Source organism: Citrobacter sp. TBCS-14 (assembly GCF_005280805.1).
Lineage (GTDB): Bacteria > Pseudomonadota > Gammaproteobacteria > Enterobacterales > Enterobacteriaceae > Citrobacter > Citrobacter gillenii.
This window is the reverse complement of sequence record NZ_SZWM01000927.1, coordinates 1-222: the sequence shown is the minus strand read 5'-3', so window position 1 is coordinate 222 and position 222 is coordinate 1. Positions and strand designations below refer to the sequence as shown.

1 protein-coding gene is annotated in these 222 nt (G+C 54.1%); it reads left to right on the top strand.

What is annotated here, in order from left to right; all coding sequences use genetic code 11:
• Positions 1-222: insulinase family protein (locus FDX22_RS22100; RefSeq protein ID WP_146717777.1), on the top strand; the 222-nt coding region annotated here is incomplete at both ends.

Sequence of the window (222 nt, the reverse complement as noted above, 5' to 3'; positions counted from 1 at the left end):
CGCTGAGCAGCGAAGATATGGTGGCAACCTGGCCGTCAGATACCAAAGAGGGATGGTGGCGCTATCGTCTGAAAGGCTCCACGCTGTTAGGGCACGATCCTGCCGATCCGCTGAAAAAGCCGATTGATGCAGCAAAAATTCAGTCGTTCTACCAGAAATGGTATACCCCGGATGCGATGACGCTGATTATCGTCGGTAACGTTGATGCGCGTAGCGTGGCTG